Source organism: Flavobacterium sp. 25HG05S-40 (assembly GCF_052654735.1).
In genome coordinates this window covers 103224-124705 of the sequence record NZ_CP199750.1, presented here as the reverse complement: position 1 = coordinate 124705, position 21482 = coordinate 103224, and the positions used below count along the sequence as shown (strand labels likewise).

9 protein-coding genes are annotated in these 21482 nt (G+C 38.3%); 6 read left to right on the top strand and 3 right to left on the bottom strand.

Going from position 1 to position 21482, the window contains the following annotated elements; translation table 11 throughout:
* Positions 1 to 5: 5 nt before the first annotated feature.
* On the bottom strand, positions 6 to 8966 hold the full coding sequence (locus ACULEU_RS00525) for a fibronectin type III domain-containing protein (protein ID WP_445453511.1): 8961 nt from the start codon (positions 8964 to 8966) through the stop codon (positions 6 to 8).
* Positions 8967 to 9156: 190 nt separating this feature from the next.
* On the opposite strand from ACULEU_RS00525, the gene hflX reads away from it, so the two are divergent.
* Positions 9157 to 10386, top strand: a complete 1230-nt coding sequence (gene hflX / locus ACULEU_RS00520; protein ID WP_445453510.1) for a GTPase HflX — start codon at positions 9157 to 9159, stop codon at positions 10384 to 10386.
* A gap of 14 nt (positions 10387 to 10400) precedes the next feature.
* Here the strand turns inward: hflX and ACULEU_RS00515 are convergent, their stop codons facing one another.
* Positions 10401 to 11189, bottom strand: coding sequence for a THC0290_0291 family protein (locus ACULEU_RS00515; RefSeq protein ID WP_445453509.1), 789 nt, complete (start codon positions 11187 to 11189; stop codon positions 10401 to 10403).
* 458 nt (positions 11190 to 11647) lie between these two features.
* On the opposite strand from ACULEU_RS00515, the gene gdhA reads away from it, so the two are divergent.
* The 5 genes from gdhA (at position 11648) to ACULEU_RS00490 (ending at position 20155) form a co-directional block, all read left to right on the top strand.
* Positions 11648 to 12991: an NADP-specific glutamate dehydrogenase gene (gene gdhA, locus ACULEU_RS00510; protein ID WP_445453508.1), complete on the top strand. Its 1344-nt coding sequence runs from the start codon at positions 11648 to 11650 to the stop codon at positions 12989 to 12991.
* Between the two features lie 164 nt (positions 12992 to 13155).
* The gene (gene porZ / locus ACULEU_RS00505) at positions 13156 to 15441 is read left to right on the top strand and encodes a type IX secretion system anionic LPS delivery protein PorZ (protein WP_445453507.1); all 2286 of its coding nucleotides are present in this window, start codon (positions 13156 to 13158) and stop codon (positions 15439 to 15441) included.
* An 89-nt stretch (positions 15442 to 15530) separates the two neighbouring features.
* Positions 15531 to 16244 (top strand): DNA repair protein RecO, encoded by a 714-nt coding sequence (recO, locus tag ACULEU_RS00500; protein ID WP_445453506.1) that lies wholly within the window; start codon positions 15531 to 15533, stop codon positions 16242 to 16244.
* Between the two features lie 122 nt (positions 16245 to 16366).
* On the top strand, positions 16367 to 19768 hold the full coding sequence (gene ileS, locus ACULEU_RS00495; RefSeq protein WP_445453505.1) for an isoleucine--tRNA ligase: 3402 nt from the start codon (positions 16367 to 16369) through the stop codon (positions 19766 to 19768).
* Between the two features lie 6 nt (positions 19769 to 19774).
* Entirely contained in the window at positions 19775 to 20155 is a 381-nt protein-coding gene (locus ACULEU_RS00490) for a TraR/DksA family transcriptional regulator (protein WP_445453504.1), read from the top strand.
* Positions 20156 to 20207: 52 nt separating this feature from the next.
* Here the strand turns inward: ACULEU_RS00490 and ACULEU_RS00485 are convergent, their stop codons facing one another.
* Positions 20208 to 21455 carry an LVIVD repeat-containing protein gene (locus ACULEU_RS00485; protein WP_445453503.1) on the bottom strand — a complete coding sequence of 416 codons (1248 nt, stop codon included), beginning with the start codon at positions 21453 to 21455 and terminating at the stop codon, positions 20208 to 20210.
* Between the last annotated feature and the right edge of the window lie 27 nt (positions 21456 to 21482).

Genomic DNA, 21482 nt, shown 5'->3' with positions numbered 1-21482 from the left:
AGTTGTTATTGTGCTCTATTGATGTAAATCCATCCTGTAACTGAATCTCCAGTATTTTTATCCAGAACATAAAAATATGTTCCGTCTGGAAGTTCGTCCCCATCATCAGATTTTCCACCCCATTCATTAACATAATTTGCACGGGAATAAACCTGCGTTCCGTATCTGTTAAAAATAGTTAGTTTTTTAACATCGAATCCTGTTAAATCAAATGTGTCGTTGAAACCATCATTATTTACAGAAATACCTTTTTGTATCTGACAAGCCACTGATGCTACAACAAAAGGATCAGATGTAGTTGAGCAACCATTAAAAGTAACAGTCACAGTATAAGTTCCTGGAGCCGTTAAATTTATACTTTGTGTGCTTCCCACATCAACACCTAATTCATTCTCCCAAAGGAAAGTAGCAGTTTCAGGATTAAATGACCCATTAACTGGACTAACATTTAAAACATATACGTTTTGACATCCTCCACTTATATCGACAAGTACTGGTGGCACTATAGTAATCTGAGCTGTTCCAGTTGAAGCAACCTGACAAATAGATGGATCAGCATTGACTGTGTAGGTAATTGTATAAGTACCAGGTGTACTGATTAAATCAATTGCACCAGTTGTTGCATTAATAATCAATCCTGATGTTGAACTAAAAGTTCCTCCTGAAGTAAATCCAGCACCTAAGGTTGGCAATTCTGTACTCGAAGTAACAGAGTAACAGAACGGAGTAGCATAACTAAAGTTTGTCACTGGTGTTACAATTGGATCAATCACAATATTAAATGTAGCACTATTGGCAACTTGACATGTTGTTGTGTTTGCCGCTACATCATAAGTAATTGTATAAGAACCTGCCGTACTATTAGCTAAATCAATTACTCCCGTAGAAGCATTTATTGATAAACCTGTGGTTGAGCTAAATATCCCTCCTAAAGTAAAGCCTGCATCTAAAGTTGGAGTCAAAGTTGCTTGTGCATTTTTACAAATCGGTGTAGTGTAGTTAAATCCAACAATTGGTGTCACTACAGGACTTAAAACTATTGTAAAGTCTGTTGAGCTTGCAACTTGACATGATGCTGGATCAGCTGCCACAGCATAAGTTATTACATAAGTTCCGTCCGCCGAACCTGCTAAATTAATCTGACCCGTACTAGAATTTAAGTCAATTCCAGTAGCTGGATTTGATGTAAAGACACCTCCATTAGTAAATCCAGTTCCAAAAGTTGGTGTTGGATTAGCTGAAGCATTCAAACACACTGGAGTAGTATAGGTAAATGAAGTTACCGGCGTAATTACAGGATTAATAACAATATTAAAAGTGGCAACTGTTGCGGCAAGACAACTAGTACCTGCCAATGTATATGAAATTGTATAAGGCCCTGCTGTACTTGAAGTCACGTCTATCACTCCAGTTGAAGCATCAATAACTAAACCAGTAGTTGAGCTAAATGTCCCACCAGTAGTAAATCCTGCGTCCAAAGTTGGCGTTAATATGGCTTGAGCATCTTGACATATTGGAGTTGTATAACTAAATCCTGTTACTGGGACAATAACATTAGTAATAACAACAGTGAATGTTGTTGAACTGAACACTTGACAAGTGCTTAGATCCGCGGCTACTGTGTAGGTAATATCATAAGTTCCGCCTGTTGAACCAGCTAAATTAATTTCTCCTGTTGAAGGATTAATATCTATTCCGGTTGCAGGATTTGATGTGAATACACCTCCAGATGTAAATCCTGTAGCAGAAGTATCTGGTAAAGGATTGACCGTTGCCGTTTGACAAATAGGAGTTGTATATGTAAAGGTTGTTACAGGAGTAATTACAGGATTGATAACGATATCAAAAGTAGCAACACTAGCATTTTGACAACTATCACCCGCCACTGTATATGTTATAGTATACGGACCAGCAGTACTAGCAGCTAAATCAATAACCCCAGTTGCAGCATCAATAACTAAACCTGTTGTCGAACTAAATACACCACCAGTAGTGAATCCTGCATTTAAAGTTGGGCTCAAGGTGGCTTGTGCATTCTGACAAATTGGAGTGGTATAACTGAATCCAACCACCGGTACGACAACATCTGTAATAACTACAGTAAATGTAGTAGTACTGAATGATTGACACGTAACAGGATCAAAAGCAATAGTATACGTAATATCATAAGAACCACCTGTTGTAGCTGCTAAATTAATTTCTCCCGTAGCTGGGTTCAAATCAATTCCAGTTGAAGGACTTGATGTGAATACACCTCCAGTTGTAAATCCGGCAGCAGAAGTATCTGGCAATGGATTAACTGTAGCATTTTGACAAACAGGAGTAGTGTAAGTAAATGTAGTAACCGAAGGTATCGCATTTTGTGCACCAACAACTACCGTAACTGGCGCAGATAAACAGCCTGTTGTGGTATCTCTCACTACCACTGTATGTGGTCCTGGAGCAAGATTGCTAAATAGTGGATCAGATGTAAAAGTTCCTCCGTCAAGGGCATATTGATAGGTAGATACTGTCATAGCATATATACCAATATTAGTATAATCCTCTGGATCAATCGCAGTCCAATCTGCAGAAACCCATGTTGGACTTGGAATAGTAGAAGTATTTAGTCTTCTATATGTAAAACCTGTTTGACCCGCAGGTGAATAAATGGATCCATCTATTGTTCCAAAAACATCGATTTCAGTTCCTGAAACTGTAGTCAATCTAATATTATCATTATTGTTCACTCCAGCACATGATGCAAAAGTTTGATTTGGAGTAACACCGGCTATATTAGCATTGTTGCTCACTTTGATAACATTTGTAGCATTATTAGGAATAGTTCCTGCCAACTGTAAATCACATTGTAAGTTTTCAGATGTTGGAGGTGCTCCCCAAGTATAGAATTTCAATTTATAATTGGCGAGATTAACCGGTGCTCCTGTAGCGTTGTATAACTCAACATAAGTTAAAGAACCTGTGTCTGCATCAGTAACTTCAGAAATAAATAAATCATTAGGAAGTGCTCCACCAGCAGAAAATGGGTTTGTAACTAATATAGATCCTGTAGAAGCTGTACAAGAAGATTGTGTAACCTGAGTCTCAATTGGAGTAGGAACTCTGTTTATTGTTACAGTAAATTGTCTTTCTGTAATACAACCATTAGCGCCTTCAGCATAAATAAATATTGTCTGGGTAGCTATAATTGGAACACTTGCATCAATTGGTCCAACTCCACCTGTGCTAGTAAAGTAACCACCTTCTGTTAAAGTTGGTAGTGTAAACGAATCACATACTGTCACCGAATTTTGAGTAAGTACCGGTGATGCCAATATCTCTACTTGAGTTGTGGTCGTAAAAGGTGCACAACCTCCTGTCGCTGGAATTGTGTAAGTTACTGTATATAGTCCAGGTGTACTTGCAACAGGAATAATTTCTCCAGTGTTAACATTAAGCAATAAACCAGCTGGTGTAGCAGAATAGGTTCCTCCAACAGTACCTGTAAGAATAACTGGCTCTGTTGCAGTAATGCTATTACAGTAAGTTGCTTCAGCGTATGCAATTGTTGCACTTGCTGGAGCAGTAATAATGACTGTCCTAGTTGTTGTTATAAATGGAATAGTGTTACAAGTTCCACCAATTGTAGTAGCAGAAGTACTTGTTACAATATAATTACCAGGAATACTAGCTAATAAGTCAATAGTTCCAGTTACAGGATCTATAACTAATCCAGGCGTAGAAGAATAAACTCCTGCTGACGCTCCAGGTGATAAGACCGGAGTTGGATTCGGTTGATTCTGGCAGTAGTATGTTTGCGCATAATTAAAAGTATTAATTGGGAAACAAGCTGTTGTTCCTCCACCAGAGTTGGTTTGAGTAAACGTTACTGTTCCTGCTTGGTTAGAGAAGTTAGTAATCATAATTACATAAACCTCACACAACTGAGCATTAGGAATACACATAATCTCTTGTGGTGCTGTAGAATAACTACAAGCGTGTAAAGTTCCAGGACATCCAGTAGTTGGAGTCGGAATTGGAACTGTTTGTCCAAGTGGGTTTGCTGGAACACCAGTACAAGCAGAATTTAAATCTGTAAATGGTCCCCAAGCAACGTAATCAACGTCTCTTCCGATTCCACCATTATCAACCTGAGAAATTAAGTAACTCAAAGGTCCTGCCTGATTTACTTGTAAGAAGAAGAATGCTGGGTTAGGTGATGTAAATAAACATCCAATTTGTCCTAAACTTGGAACGTTGGTCGAGTTAGCATAAGTAACGGTTTGACCAGTACAGAATGCTGGTGCCTCAGTACAAGGTAATGTTCCAATACACAAATCGAAGTCTGTAAATTGAGGTTGTAATGAATCCGAGAATACTCTTATATAATAAGTAGTCCCCGCTGTTAAACCAGCTCCTGTATTACAGCCAACCTCGGTTAAGCCATTACAAGTTCCTTGGTAAATAGCATAGCTCAAATCGGCATTAGCTGGAACAACATTGTTAAATGAAATTACATGTGTTATTGTTGTAGCTGTAAAAGTAAACCAAACATCATCATTTGCGGCACCTGCTCCACCACAAGTTGTAGGAGGAGCTGAACCTGTAGCACCTGCTAAGGTTCCCGGAGTAGTCTGAACACAGTTTAAGTTTTGATTTACAATGGCAAAAGTTGCTGCGTCACACTCATCATTAACTGGTTTAGTAGCAAAATTTAAAGCAGACCATGTACTCTGACCATTGGTTCCATCACAAATAGCTCTTACATAAAATACATAAGCAGTCCCTGGTGTTAAACCAGCAGCAAAATAAGTAGAAGCTCCTGCAACAGGAATACCACCACCAATAGGAATTGGCGATCCAAAAGGTAAAACTAATACTTCCCAATTCGTTGCTGTAGAACCGTCTGGATTATTCAACTGAGTCCAGTTCAACGTAGCCGTTGTTTGCGTAATTGGGTTAGCATTTAATAAAACTGGTCTAGCACATGTTGGTGCAGCAGCACAAGTTACATCAGCAACCCATCCTGGATTATTTGCAGTTCCATCACTTCTAAACACAAAAGTCAAACATCCGTCTGGTGTAGTTGATGTAAATGGGCCAGGAAGGTTAGCTCCTGCTAAATTACCCCACCATGAACCTGCTAATCCTCCTGGAACGTTTCCTGCAGGGTTAGTACTAGCAATTTGGTTTGCCGGTACCACCGCATTTCCATCGTAAACATAAAGTCCATCCCATGTTGCCTCGGTATTGAAAGATGTAAAAGTTACTGTAACAATTTCTCCTGGGTTTGTTGGACATATAATAGTGGTAATATTTGAACCATTAGCATAATTTGCTCCTGCACCTCCGGCATCAACAAACTGACCTCCACAAACTGGGGGAGCTACTAAAGTTGTAATGCTTGCAGGACCACCCCATGCACTGCTATCTGTATCACTACAAACGGCTCTGATATAAATATCGTAACAAGTCGTTGGTGATAAACCTGTTAACAAGAAATTCGTATTGGTATTAGCTGTAACTAAGATACCTGTAGTTGGATTCGCTCCCGGAAGAGGTGATCCGCATGGTAATGCTAAAACCTGCCATGAAGAAGCTGTACTGTTATCAGGATTTACTGGTTGATTCCAGTTTAGAGTAACGGAATTATGCGTTATTAAGCTTGTTGTTATAGCAGTTGGTCTTCTACAAGTTGGTGGTGGTGCACAAGTTACATTGGCTATAAAACCAGGATTCTGGACAGAACCATCACTTCTAAAAACAAAAGTCAAACACCCATCAACACTTGATGAGGTAAAAGGGCCAGGAATAACTGCTCCCCAATATCCTCCAGGAACACCTCCCGGTACGTTTCCACCACCATTCGCACTAGCAATTTGTGTTGCAGTTATGGAGTTACCATCATAAACATACAAAGCATCAAATGTAGCTTCGGTATTGAAAGAAGTAAAGGTTACTGTAACTACATCACCAGCAGTTGTTGGACAAATAGTTGTTGTAACGTTAGCATTTGCTGTATAATTGGCAGTTGCTCCGCCATTATCTACAAAATTTCCTCCACAAACTGGTGGAGCTACTTGTGTAGTTATTGTCGCTGGTCCAGCCCATGAACTACTATCCGTGGCACTACATACTGCTCTTACATAGATATCATAACAAGTTGCTGATGATAATCCTGTATTAAGTACAAAGTTGACGTTGGTAGTAGCTGGAACAAATCCTGTTGAAGTTGCAGTTGGAATAGGTGAACCACAAGGTAAAGCTAGAACTTCCCATGCTGAAGCAACTGTAGTGTCTGGGTTTGCAGGTTGTGTCCAGTTTAGTGTAACTGAATTACTCGTTACAACGCTAGTGGTTATAGCAGTTGGTCTTCTACAAGTTGGTGGTGGCCCACAAGTTACATTGGCTAACCAACCTGGGTTTTGAACCGAGCCATCACTTCTGAAACGGAAAGTCAAACATCCGTTTGCAGCTGTAGATGTAAATGGCCCAGGAATAACTGCACCCCAATACCCTCCGGCTAAACCTCCAGGTACAGTTCCAGCACCATTGGCACTAGAAATTTGTGTAGCAGCTATTGAATTTCCGTCAAAAACATATAGAGCATCAAAAGTTGCTTCTGTATTGAAGGCTGTAAAAGTTACTGTAACAACATCACCTAGAATTTGTGGACAAATTACTGTAGTAACATCTGAAGTAGCAGCATAAGGACCCGTTGTTCCTCCTGCATCAACAAAGTTTCCTCCACACTCTGGCGGAGCTGCTAAAGTTGTTATTGTTCTTGGTCCAACTATAATACTACCTTCACTGCCACATACTGCTCTCACATAGATATCATAACACGTAAGTGGTGTTAATCCGGTTAAGATGTATGGTGGATTTGGTGGCGCATTAAATGTTTGAGTTGGTGTAGAGGAAGCCGTAGGTGCCGCTGAACCGCAAGGTAAAGCATATACATTCCATGTTGTAGAAACACTTGTATCTGGATTTGCAGGTTGCACCCAATCAAGCGAAACAGTGTTATGCAATACAGCTCCAGTTGTAAATACTGTTGGTGCCGCACAACCTGGTTGTGGAGCACATGTTACATTTGCCAACCAACCTGCAGCTGCGCCTGTCCCGTTTGATGTAAATACGAACGTCAAACATCCGGATGGTGCAGAAGAAACAAATGATGGTGGTAATGTGGTTCCGGTTAAAGTAGCTAACAATGTAGCACTAGTGTTATTACCGTCATATACCGTTAAAGTATCACCAGCGGCTATATTAAATGCCGTGAATGTAATTGTTACAGCATCGCCAACGGTATCTGGACAAATAACAGTGGTAAGATTTTCATTATTACCATAGTTACCAGTTGTACCTCCAGTATCTACGAAATTACCTCCACATATTGGTGGTGCAACCAGCATATTGACTGTTACTGGTACTGTGTTCCAACCACTGTTAGCAGTACCGCAGACAGCTCTTACATAAATATCGTAACAAGTAGCTGGAGTTAAACCAGTTAGTGTAAAAGGTGGTGCTGTAGTATCGTTACCGTTAAAATTTGGTATCGATGATGCTGTTGGTGCAGCCGAACCACATGGTAAAGCAATAATATCCCAAACAGTGGCAACACTTGTATCAGGATTAATTGGTTGCAACCAGTCTAAAGTGACTGTGGTTGTAGTAATACCACTAGCCGTTAAAGTGTTTGGGATTCTACACGCTGGTGCTGGACCACATGTAATATTAGCTGCATAACCTGCTGCTACAGTTGTGCCATTTGAAGTGAACACAAATGTTAATTCCCCATTAGGGGCGGTTGAAGTAAAAGATGGCGGTAATGCTGTTCCTGAAAGACTAGCTATCAATGGAAAAGTAGCATTTGGACCATCGTATATTCTTAAAATGTCTGTATTAGCCTGTGTATTGAACGCTGTAAATGTTACTGTAACAACTTGTCCGGCAGCTGGAGTTACTGTTGTTGTAACATTTTCGTTATTGGCATAGTTTCCGGCAATTCCACCTGAATCGATCAAGTTACCCCCACAGACTGGTGGTGCCACTAGAGTGGTAAAGTTGGCGGAAGCTACAGACCAGTCACTGGTAAATCCGGAAGAACAAACTCCCCTGATTCGGTATTTATAAGTTGTATTTGACTGTAAATCTCCTGATGGAATTGTAAATGGTGGTGGTCCAGAGTGTGTGTAGGTCACTGCGCCGGTAAATGAAGCAGTAGTAAGAACAACTTCTATTTCCCATGTTGTAGCCCCACCTGGGTTAGCCCAATTCAATGCTGCATTTGATGAAGTAATAAGCGTTGTAGTTCCGGGTACTGGAGGTATACATTGTGTATTAACTCCTACCTTGTCAATCAACCAAAAATCACCATCAAGGTCTGCGGTTGGCTGTGTGTATACTTTTACAAAAGCTATATAGATACTTTGCCCTTGTGTAAAATCAGGAAGAGTAACCGTTTTTTCGGTCCAAACATTGAAATTGCTTGTGGGAACAATTAAATCCAATTCTGACCATTGTGCCAAATCGGTATAGGCATCAGGATCTGTCTGAAAAGAAGGGTCTATCGCAGGCGCAATCATGACTTTAAAGATTGTTCCCTGATTACCACTTACGAAGTTTCTAGTCCAGAAATGTAATTCTGTAATTCCTGTAGCAGGAACGTCAACTTGTGAGGTGGCCAAATAGTCTTCGGAAACGCCTCCTAAACCTATTTGTTCGCGGCTTACTGAAGCACATTCTAAGCCCTCATATTGAAGACTTGCCGCAAAGGGATTGATTCCCCAGCTTTCTCCGGACCCGACTGTGTTTGGTATATTTCTTTCAAAAATAGCCCAGTTACCTGTGTTCAGTGTCCAAATAGCAGGAAGTGGTCCTGCCGGACTTGGAGAACCTTCAAAACCTTCTGTTTGGTTATACAACTGGGAATAACCACTTACAGAAACGAAAAGAAGTAATAGTAGTAATGTAATTTTTTTCATGAAATGAAAATTTTGAGTTGTTGGATAAAAGTTTTAGAATTTTGAAGTCCAAATTTAGTAAAAATTATGAAATAATTAAGATTATTAATTTTTTAACTAAACAAAGTGCATTATTATTCAGTATTCCTCAAGTATTTATGCGTTTTTTTAATTTTCAAATGAGTATTTTTGTACCTGAATAAAAACAAAAATGTTAGAAAAAGAAGTTATAAATTTTGAGCGCACTGTTATTGTTGGAATAGTTACACAACAACAAAATGAAGAAAAACTAGCGGAATATCTCGATGAGCTAGAATTTTTAACCTTTACTGCTGGCGGTGAAGTCATTAAGCGCTTTTCACAGAAATTGGAACGTCCAAATCCAAAAACCTTTTTAGGAACGGGTAAGATGGATGAAATCAGCATATTCATCAAAGAGAAGAACATTTCAACAGTAATTTTTGATGACGAGTTATCCCCTTCCCAGCAAAAAAACATCTCAAAAATACTCGATTGCAAAGTGTTGGATAGAACGAATCTGATTCTTGATATTTTTGCGCAAAGAGCAGAAACCTCATATGCTCGAACTCAAGTTGAATTAGCTCAATGTCAGTATTTGTTACCAAGACTTTCCGGAATGTGGACTCACTTAGAGCGTCAAAAGGGAGGTATTGGTCTTCGTGGACCTGGGGAAACCGAAATAGAAACTGATAGAAGGATTGTTCGAGATCGTATTGCATTACTAAAAGAAAAAATAAAAACTATAGACAAACAGATGTCGGTACAACGCGGGAATCGTGGTGCAATGGTGAGGGTTGCTTTGGTAGGATATACCAACGTTGGCAAGTCCACTCTGATGAATGTCATCAGTAAAAGTGAGGTTTTTGTTGAAAATAAATTATTTGCAACGCTTGACACAACAGTCCGCAAAGTAGTTATCAAGAATTTGCCTTTCTTATTATCGGACACCGTTGGGTTCATCCGAAAACTGCCAACGCAGCTAATCGAATCTTTTAAAAGCACCCTAGATGAAGTTCGTGAAGCCGATTTATTGTTGCATGTGGTGGATATTTCTCATCCTGATTTTGAAGAGCACATTGCGTCAGTAAATCAAATTCTACAAGATATTAAAAGTCAAGACAAACCAACCATAATGGTTTTCAATAAAATTGATGCCTATAAAAATGAAGTGATTGAAGAGGATGATTTGATAACCGAGAGAACCACGAAGCATTATACTCTGAATGAATGGAAAGCAACGTGGATGAGTAATGTTGGAGCTAAAAATGCCTTATTTATTTCAGCAACAAATAAAGAAAACTTTGAAGAATTTAGGGAAAAAGTATACGAATTGGTAAGAAGCATCCACATCACAAGATTTCCGTACAATAAATTTTTGTATCCGGATTATAAAGATGCTGTTGAAAAAGAAAATGAATAAAACTAAACTAACTTCTAGTTTAGATAGTAGATATACCCGAAGTTAAACCAAACATTCCAATCGTTTGCTTTGTTCTCTTTGTAAATAGTCTCATCAGGATTTAACCCGTCGACCCAATTTGAGAAATAATATTGCAATCTCATGTCTACCATTAAATCGCCTACATCATTAAGTCTATATCTACACCCCAAACTTGATACAATGGACCATACTGTACCACCGCTATTTGTAGTTGCTCCTAAATATTTAATAGGTGTTGTAGTTGGATTATCTAAACTTCCATCTCCCAGTAAAGAATATGCCTCTGGATCGAAAAAACTAAACTGTCCACCTAAACTGATAAATGGCGCTAAAGACCCTTTAGTTGCTGTAAACTCTCTAATACTAAGCGGGAAAAACTCAAGCTGCATACCTACATTGGTAACCGCTGTGCTTCCTCTCATCGCTCTTAATTGATTAGCAATTTGTGAGGTTCTGTCTGGATCAACCCATTTGCCAAAATGCTGTAACTCTGTTTTGTTGTAAGACAACTCACTTCTTAATTTGAAGTGGTCGTTGAAATACGTTTCCGGAGTATAACAGTTACACTCAGCTCGGTATGAAAAATTCAAGTAATGAATAATTCCAATTCCGTAACCAGTATTACCAACATTCGTTGAGAAATCGTGACGCTGTCCATAATCCGACTGAAAAGCAACAGGACCAAGGATTGCTCCAATTTCATGAGAAAAACCAAATTGAGCATTAGTGCTATTTGACAACGCAAATAACAATATCAGGGATAGAATAAATTTCTTGGGCATTTGCATACTAATTAGTTCAAATCTCGACAAATATATAAAAACATCAATCAGTTATAAAATAAAATAAAAAATAGTTGCTTCATATACGAAAAAATTAATATTTGGTTTCAATAATAATCCCATAAATAAGCTTTCATTGCTTTATTAATATTGCTTTCATTTTAAGTTTAACAGTTCATCAACAAGTAATTTAGAAAAATTTAAACTTTTAAGCCTGGGTAATTCTCGTTAAAGCAAATCATATTTTGTTTTTATTTGATAAAACTATTGTTATCATAGCACAAATACTAAATAAAACAAGAGTAAAACCATAAGTAATTCCAATTGGTATGCCCAATATTTTAAATCTTTAAAGTTCTTGAGAATTAAAGAAAATATCTTCCTCTATTTTTGAATAAAATGTATATTTGTCCGATTTTACGAAATCGATTTCTTAAAAATAGTAAATAGATAATTTTATGTCACAAAGTATTAACGCATTTATGGATGTGGTTGCACAAAGAAATGGTCATGAACCAGAATTTATGCAAGCTGTTATGGAAGTTGCTGAAACAGTAATTCCGTTTATCGAACAAAATAAAAAATACCAAAACAAAATGCTTTTGGAAAGAATGGTAGAACCGGAAAGAGTCATCATGTTCCGAGTTACTTGGATTGACGATGCAGGTGCTACTCAGGTAAATCGTGGTTACAGAATTCAGATGAACTCTGCTATTGGACCTTACAAAGGAGGAATTCGTTTCCATCCTTCTGTAAATTTAAGCATTTTGAAATTCCTAGCTTTCGAACAAACGTTCAAAAACAGCTTAACTACATTGCCAATGGGTGGTGGAAAAGGTGGAGCCGATTTTGATCCTAAAGGAAAATCAGACATCGAAATCATGAAGTTCTGTCAAGCATTTATGACCGAATTAGCAAAACACATCGGTGCTGACACTGACGTTCCTGCTGGTGACATTGGTGTTGGAGGAAGAGAAGTAGGTTATATGTTCGGACAATACAAAAGAATAAGAAACGAGTTTACCGGAGTATTAACCGGAAAAGGAATCACCTTTGGTGGATCATTAATTCGTCCGGAAGCTACAGGTTATGGCGATGTATACTTTGCACAAAGTATGTTGGCAACCAAAGGACAAAGTTTTGAAGGTAAAACAGTGGTAATTTCTGGTTCCGGAAATGTAGCACAATACGCTTGTGAAAAAGCAACTCAATTAGGAGGAAAAGTAGTGACTTTATCTGATTCTTCAGGATACATTCATGATGCTGATGGAATTGACGCGGAGAAACTAGCGCACGTAATGGAAATCAAAAACGTAAACTACAGCAGGATTTCTGATTACATAAAAAAATACCCATCTGCTAAATTCGTAGCTGGAAAACGTCCTTGGGAAGTGAAATGTGATGTCGCTTTACCATGTGCAACCCAAAACGAATTAAACGGTGACGAAGCTAAAACATTAATTGCTAACGGATGTATTTGTGTTGCCGAAGGTGCGAATATGCCTTCCACTCCTGAAGCCGTTACTGAGTTCTTAAAGGCTAAAATCCTTTTCGCACCAGGAAAAGCTTCTAATGCCGGTGGTGTAGCAACTTCAGGTCTTGAGATGTCTCAAAATTCTTTACGCTTGAGTTGGACTTCTGAAGAAGTTGACCAAAGATTGAAAAACATTATGGCTAACATTCACGAAGCTTGTGTAAAATATGGCACTGACGCCAATGGTTATACAGATTACGTAAAAGGCGCCAACATTGCTGGTTTCGTTAAAGTTGCCGATGCTATGTTAGCTCAAGGAATCGTATAATAAAAATTAAACCAACCACCCGATGCCGCTGCCGAACTGTATGGAGCGACAGCGGAATAAAAACCCTCAAAATGCTGTCAGTACTGACAGCATTTTTTGTTTACAATATAACAAATGGATTGTTTTTGCGTTTATACTATATTTGTAAACTAATTCCCTTTCAGATGACAAAGCACCTTTCATGGTTTATAGTACTCCTTTTCCAAATAGGTTTTAGCCAACAAAATCTAAACTGGAAAGGGTATTACTCCTACAACACTATTAAAGATGTTTCTGAATCAAGTACTCGACTCTATGCTGCTGCTGAAAATGCCTTGTTTACTAAAAACTTGGCCAGTAATGAACTTAAAACCATCAATACAATAGATGGCTTATCAGGTCAAACAATATCCGCATTATATCACAGTGAAACCTTCAACAAAACAGTTGTTGGATATGAAAATGGCTTGATGATAGTAATAAATGATGCTGATGGCACCATGCTTAATGTTGTAGACATTATTAATAAAAATATTCCAGCCAATATCAAAAAAGTGAATCATTTTATGGAATATAATGGTATACTTTATGTTTCATGCGACTTTGGAATTGTGCAATATCGACTAAACACTTTAGAGTTTGGCGACACTTATTTTATTGGTCCTGGAGGTCAAGAAATAAAAGTATTTCAAACCACAGTCTTCAATAACGAAATCTACGCTGTTACCCAATTTTTTGGCATTCGAAAAGCTGCTGTAAACAACCCTAATTTAATTGACTTTGCGCAATGGCAAGTTTTTGATGCTGGTAATTGGAACGGAATAGTAACGTTTAACAATCAACTGATTTGTGCCAATCTCGATACCAATATCTATAGACACAATGGGACTTTCTTTTCACAAGTGGCTAACTTGGGCCAAAATTGTCTCGACATCAGAGTTTCCGCTAATAATCTGATTGTAACCTCGGCCAATAAAGTTTTGATTTTCAACCAATCGCTGAATCAATCTGCTGTAATTCTCAACTCACAAGTAACTACTATCCCAGTAACATTTACTTGTGCCACCGTAATCAATGGCGGAATCTATATCGGAACCAATGAAAATGGCATCCTCAACTCCACGCTCACTGCTCCTTCTACTTTCGAATTCATCATGCCCGTAGGTCCACAACGAAATAATATGTTTTCCATAAACTACACCTCTTCCAATCTATGGGCTGTATATGGGGGATATAGTAATGACTATAATCCATACACATTCATTGGTTTTGGCCTAGGTCAGTATGGTATTAGTAAATATAATGAAACCGACGGTTGGCTTAATATTCCTTATAGCGATGTTCTCGATGCCAAAGCTTTAGTTAGAATTGCCGTAGACCCTAATGATGAAAATCTAGTTTACATTGGCTCTTATCACAACGGATTATTAAAAGTCGAAAATGACATTCCTACAACACTATTTGACAATACTAATAGTTCTTTGGAAATAAGTGTCGGTAGTGAAATTTGGGTGAACAGCACAACATTTGACAGATCAGGGAATTTATGGATGACCGACAGTCGTGTGAAAAAAGCTTTAAACGTACTGAAGTCCGACGGACAATGGCAGTCTTATAATATGGAAGGCATTTTAGACAACTTTGCCAGCAATGATTTCTGTAGAATAGCCATTGACCGTAGCGGTACAAAATGGATAGCCTCTTTTAAAAATGGTGTAATTGCTTTCAACGAGAATACTAATGTATTCAAAAAGTTATCAGAAGGTGTAGACCTTGGAAATCTCCCTTCGACTGATGTCCGCGCTCTTGCAATTGACAACCGCAGTCAAGTTTGGATTGGCACATCGCGTGGCTTAAGAGTCTTATCGAGTACAGGAAGTTATAATAGCGATGATCAAATGAAAGCCAATGCAATTATATTTATTGAAGATGGTGTCGCAAAAGAATTACTACAAGAACAATCGATAACCGATATTGCTGTAAATGGTTCTAACCAAAAATGGATTTCAACCGCTGATTCTGGTGTGTTTTTCTTTTCTGCAAACGGTCAAGAAACCATTTATCATTTTACTAAAGATAATTCTCCATTGCCAAGCGATACGGTTACCGACATAGAAATTAATGCTGCTACAGGAGAAGTTTTCTTTGCTACTAACAAAGGTTTAGTGTCTTTCCAAGGTGTCTCCACAAGACCCGCCGATAGTTTGGACAATGTCTATGTGTATCCAAATCCGGTGCGCCCTAACTTTGATGGTACCGTAAAAGTAGCCGGTTTAGTTTCTAAAGCCAATATCAAAATCACCGACATAGAAGGAAATCTTGTGCATGAAACCACTTCTGAAGGTGGAACTATAGAATGGGACACCACTGCTTTTGGAAAACACAAAGTGGCTTCCGGTGTTTACATGATTTTCATTGCCGCAGAAGACGCCACCGAAACTGCTGTTAAAAAAGTAATGATTATAAGATAATTGTGAATCGTAAATGGTGAATCGTAAATGAAAATTTTATAATTCCTAATTCATAATTCACAATTCACAATTCACAATTCACAATTCAAATGTTGGTCAAAACCAAAGCCATTGTAATTTCGTCTTTAAAATATCAGGAAAAAAGCTTGATAGTTAAATGTCTTACGCATTCCGATGGTTTGAAAACATACTTTGTGCCTAATGCTTTTGCGGCTAAAAAATCCAACCAAAAAATAGCCTATTTCCAACCTTTGTCACTGCTTGAAATTGAAGCTAATCATAAAAACAAAGGTACGCTCGAACATTTCAAAGAAATCAAGTTAGCCCACGCCTATCAGACCATTTCGATCGATATCGTCAAAAGTACGATTGTAATGTTCCTTTCAGAAGTCATCCATCACAGCATCCACGAAGAAGAAAAAAATGAAACCTTATTTGACTTTCTCGAATCGGCATTGCTTTGGCTTGATGCACACAATGACATGGCTAATTTTCATTTAATACTGATGCTCGAAATGACAAAATTCCTCGGATTCTACCCAGACACTTCGGAAATAGAATTTCATTATTTTGACTGTAAAGAAGGTACTTTTTCTCAGTATCAGGGCACAGAGTGTCTTTCAGAACATGAAACTTTTCTATTCAAAAAACTAATCGACTTAAAATTCGACTCCGACCAAAAAGTATTCGCAGGCACAGAACGCCAAATATTGCTCAAAATCTTATTACACTATTACACTATTCATCTCGATGGCTTCAAAAAACCAAAATCTCTCGACGTTTTAAAAGAGGTTTTTGCTTAATTATTCAAAAAAGTATTCTTGTTTTTTAATTTTAAGCAAAAGTCTATTCTCTTTTGTCTATTTTCTATTCTCTTTTCTCAAAATTCCTTACTTTCGCAAACTGATTTAAGAAACCGACAAAAATGAGTACTAAGTTTACTGAATACAAAGGACTTGACCTGCCAACGGTGGCATCAGAAGTTCTTGATTTCTGGAAAAAAAATAATGTCTTTGAACAAAGCGTTTCGTCTCGTGAAGGCGCCACACCGTATGTGTTTTTTGAAGGACCACCATCAGCGAATGGTTTGCCTGGAATTCATCACGTCATGGCTCGTGCGATTAAAGATATTTTTTGTCGTTACAAAACCCAAAAAGGTTTTCAAGTTAAGCGCAAAGCAGGTTGGGACACTCATGGTTTGCCTGTTGAATTAGGCACCGAAAAAGAATTAGGCATCACCAAAGAAGATATCGGGAAAACCATATCTATTGAAGAATACAACGAAGCGTGTAAACGAACTGTGATGCGTTACACAGACGTCTGGAATGATTTGACCGAAAAAATGGGGTATTGGGTCGATATGGAAGATCCGTATGTAACTTACAAATCCAAATACATGGAGTCGGTTTGGTGGTTATTAAAACAGATTTATAACAAGGATTTACTATACAAAGGCTACACCATTCAGCCCTATTCTCCCAAAGCCGGAACAGGATTATCTTCCCACGAAGTCAACCAACCCGGAAGTTACCGAGATGTGACGGATACCACGGTTGTAGCACAATTCAAAACAAAACCCGAAACCTTACCAAGCTTTTTACAAGGCTTCGGAACAGTTCACATTTTAGCTTGGACCACAACGCCATGGACATTGCCAAGTAACACCGCATTGACTGTTGGACCAAAGATTGACTATGTTTTGGTGAAGACCTTCAATCAATATACTTTCGAAGCGGTTAATGTGGTTTTGGCGAAAAACTTAGTCGGAAAACAATTCGGGAAAGGGTTTGCTGCTAGTGAAAGTGAGGAAGATTTTAACCATTATAAAGGCGGAGACAAAACAATTCCATTCAAAGTTTTAGCCGAGTTTAAAGGAAAAGACTTAGTCGGAATCCGTTACGAACAATTGATGCCATTGGCATTGCCTTATCAAAATCCGGAAAATGCTTTTAGAGTGATTTCGGGAGATTTTGTGACTACGGAAGATGGAACCGGAATTGTACATACGGCGCCGACTTTTGGTGCCGATGATGCTAAAGTAGCCAAAGAAGCGAAACCGGAAGTTCCACCCATGTTGGTTTTAGATGCTTTTGGAACGCCTGTCCCTTTGGTCGATTTACAAGGTAAATTTATTCAAGGTCTAGGCGATTTGTCCGGAAAGTATGTGAAGAACGAATACTATGATGCAGGAACAGCACCAGAGCGTTCTGCCGATGTTGAAATTGCCATTCAATTAAAAGAAGAAAACAAAGCCTTCAAAGTAGAAAAATACGTTCACAGTTACCCGCACAGTTGGAGAACCGATGAGCCCTTATTATATTATCCATTAGATTCTTGGTTTATCAAGGTAACTGACGTCAAAGACCGAATGTTTGACCTTAATGACACCATCAACTGGAAACCCAAAGCAACCGGTGAAGGCCGTTTCGGAAACTGGCTTAAAAATGCCAACGACTGGAATTTATCGCGTTCTCGTTATTGGGGAATTCCATTGCCCATCTGGAGAACAGAAGACAAACAGGAAGAAATATGCATAGGTTCGGTAGAAGAACTGTACATTGAAATCGTAAAAGCAATACAAGCCGGAGTAACAACTTCAAATCCGTTTCAAGGCTTCGAAATTGGAAACATGAACGAAACCAACTATGATTTGGTGGATTTGCACAAAAATGTTGTAGATGCTATTACTTTAGTTTCTCCATCTGGAAAACCAATGACACGGGAAACTGATTTGATTGATGTTTGGTTCGATAGTGGTGCAATGCCTTATGCACAGTGGCATTACCCATTTGAAAATAAAGATAAAATCGACCAAAATAAAGATTTCCCAGCCGACTTTATTGCCGAAGGTGTCGATCAGACTCGAGGTTGGTTCTACACACTACATGCTATCGGAACTTTGGTTTTTGATAAAATTGCCTATAAAAATGTAGTCTCTAACGGTTTGGTTTTAGATAAGAATGGACAAAAAATGTCCAAACGTTTAGGTAATGCTGTTGACCCTTTTACTACTTTGGCAGAATACGGTCCGGATGCAACACGTTGGTACATGATTGCCAATGCCAATCCTTGGGACAACTTAAAGTTTGATATCGAAGGCGTTGCCGAAGTACGTCGTAAATTCTTCGGAACACTTTACAATACCTATTCGTTTTTTGCGTTATATGCTAATATTGACGGATTTCAATACGCGGAAGCGGAAATTCCGTTAAACGAAAGACCCGAAATTGACCGTTGGATTTTATCCGAATTGCATACCTTAATAAAAGTAGTGGATGAAGCTTACGCCGATTACGAACCCACAAAAGCGGCTCGCGCGATATCTGATTTCGTTCAGGAAAACCTTAGCAACTGGTACGTTCGCTTATGCCGAAGAAGATTTTGGAAAGGCGAATACGAAAAAGATAAAATTGCAGCTTACCAAACGTTGTATACTTGTTTACTAAATGTAGCCAAGCTCTCAGCACCAATCGCTCCGTTCTTTATGGACAAGCTTTACCGCGATTTAGTGAACACTACTAATTCTGAGGGGTTTACCAGTGTTCACTTGGCACAATTCCCGATTTCGGTTGAAAACTTTGTTGATAAATCATTGGAGAGCAAAATGATGAAAGCACAGACGGTTTCGTCCTTAGTTTTATCGCTTCGAAAAAAGGAAATGATTAAGGTACGTCAACCGCTGCAAAAGGTTATCATTCCTGCATTTGACGCTAATTTCAAAGCGGAAATCAATGCCGTTTCTGACCTAATAAAAGCCGAAGTTAACGTAAAAGAAATCGAACTTTTAGACGATGCTTCGGGTGTATTGGTGAAACAAATTAAGCCTAATTTTAAGGCGCTTGGTCCGCGTTTCGGAAAAGACATGGGATTGATTGCCAAAGAGATACAAAATTTTTCGCCGGAACAAATATCTGAATTAGAAAGAAAGGGTGAGCTGATGCTTGTTATTTCAGGAAATACCATAATTTTAACAACCGATGACGTTGAAATTTCTTCACAGGATATTCCGGGTTGGTTGGTGGCCAATGCAAATGGCATAACTGTTGCTCTAGACATTACGCTAACAGACGAATTGATAAACGAAGGAATTGCAAGGGAATTGGTAAACCGAATTCAGAACATCAGAAAAGATAGTGGTTTTGAAGTAACCGATAAGATTAAAGTTCAGTTACAACACAATGACGATTTAGAAAAAGCAGTAAGTGCGAATGAAGCTTATATCAAATCGGAAACATTGACAGAAACATTAGACTTTGTTACTACGTTGAACAACGGAATAGAAATAGAATTTGACACAATAAAAACAAAAATATTAATCTCAAAATAGATAAAGATGGTAGAAGAAAAAATGAGATACTCAGATGCAGATTTAGCAGAGTTCAAAGAAATTATTTTACAAAAAATGGAGAAGGCAAAAGCCGACTTAGAATTGATAAAAAGTGCTTACATGAATGACTTAAACAATGGTACTGATGACACATCACCTACGTTTAAAGCGTTTGAAGAAGGCAGCGAAACAATGTCTAAAGAGGCAAACTCGCAATTGGCCATTCGTCAGGAAAAATTTATCCGCGATTTGAAAAACGCCCTTTTCCGTGTTGAAAACAAAACGTACGGCGTTTGTAAAGTTACTGGAAAACTTATTGGTAGAGAAAGACTAAAAATCGTTCCTCACGCGACGATGAGTATCGAAGCTAAAAATTTGCAACGATAATAAACTATCAAACATAAAAAAAGCCTCTCGTTAAACGAGAGGCTTTTTTTATTTATAATTCGATTTGACTAAGTTGTGTCAGGGTGAAATTTGACCCGTAACTGTATTGGGTAATCGTATTATCACCTACAACAATTAAATGATCCTCTAACGGAATGATATCCTTTACATGACCTGTGTAAGTGTTTTCTAAAGTAATGTTGGCGCTATTTACCGCATTGAATACTTTTAATCCATTGCTGCCACAGGCAACATACAAAACGTCATCCTTGATTCCCAAACCATAGGGTTGACCAACAAAATACGTTGATAGTAACGTTGGATTGGAAATATCGGTTACATCAATAACATTAATCTGGTCTTCTATAGCGCCACAGCTAGAACCTCCTCGAACAGTAATATAAGCGGTATTGCCAAAAACCACCACAGGATCACAAGCCGTTGCATGCGAAAATCCGGAGACAAAATAAGGGTTGAACTCATCGCTAGCATTTACAGTGTACATTCCGGTTGTAGAGCCCACAAACAAGACATCTTTCTGAATAAACAAGGTTTCAAATTCACCACCACCAAACCATTGTGTCATATAAATTTCTTTATCAAAGAAAGTGTCGTTAGGATTTGTGATATTAAAGACATTCAATTTATAAGAGTCAATCGTATATAATGCATTGTTTCTTATTTGAAAACGAGCATAAGAACCTCCCGTTCCGATAGCATTTCCGGCAGCGCTCTCAAATGATGCTAGCGCATTATCTGACCAAACCACTTCCTGCCCTTCAGGTCGGTCTCTGGTTTCAACAGTAAATCCGGTAAGTATTTGACCTTCTGTTTGTGTTACCGTGTAATCATAAAACTCGGCATCATCTGGAAAAACCGGACTAAAACCAATAGTGTTTTGCACGATTCTTACTAAAGAGATTGTTTGGATATTTGAAATATCGAAAACCAATAAATCAACAAAATTATCAGCATACAGATAATTCCCTTTTACCGCGATATCGTGCACTCCTTCAATAGTGATGAAGGCAATATTAACTGGTGCTGAAGGATTGGAGTTGTCATACACATGTACGCCTCGCTCTTTAGCAATATAAAAAAGGTAGTGTTCTGCCACATAAATTTTACCATCGGAATGGGTTTCTCTGGCGGAACTAACAGCCACATTCCCTCTAATTTCTGCCAAAGATTTATACGTTGGTACTGCAAATTTGGCCTGCTCTTGCGAAGTATCATCGGAATCACAAGACAAAACAAAAAGCGATAAAACTAAAACGGTGCATAAATAAATTCTTTTCATATCAATTTTTTAATGGGTTAGTTTTCT